The organism is Acinetobacter tianfuensis, from assembly GCF_003611465.1.
Classification (GTDB): domain Bacteria; phylum Pseudomonadota; class Gammaproteobacteria; order Pseudomonadales; family Moraxellaceae; genus Acinetobacter; species Acinetobacter tianfuensis.
The window spans coordinates 1-221 of the sequence record NZ_RAXV01000115.1 but is presented as its reverse complement, the minus strand read 5'-3'; the positions used below and the strand labels follow the sequence as shown (position 1 = coordinate 221).

Genomic DNA, 221 nt, shown 5'->3' with positions numbered 1-221 from the left:
ACAGATGTACTGGATGACAAGGTTGCACCAGTGGTGACTGTCGATGTAACGCCAAATGCAGACGGCACAGCAACGGTAACGGGTAAAACAGAGCCTGGCGCGACAGTAACGGTGAAAGATCCATCAGGCAACACTGTTCCAGTAACAGTAAACCCAGACGGTTCATACACAGCAACAGTTCCAGCGCCAGCAGCAGAAGGCGTGTATACCGCAACTGCAAC

Annotated in this window: 1 protein-coding gene; it reads left to right on the top strand. The window is 52.0% G+C overall.

Annotated elements, in window-relative coordinates; all coding sequences use genetic code 11:
- Positions 1-221: Ig-like domain-containing protein (locus D7V32_RS17130; RefSeq protein ID WP_147394253.1), on the top strand; the 221-nt coding region annotated here is incomplete at both ends.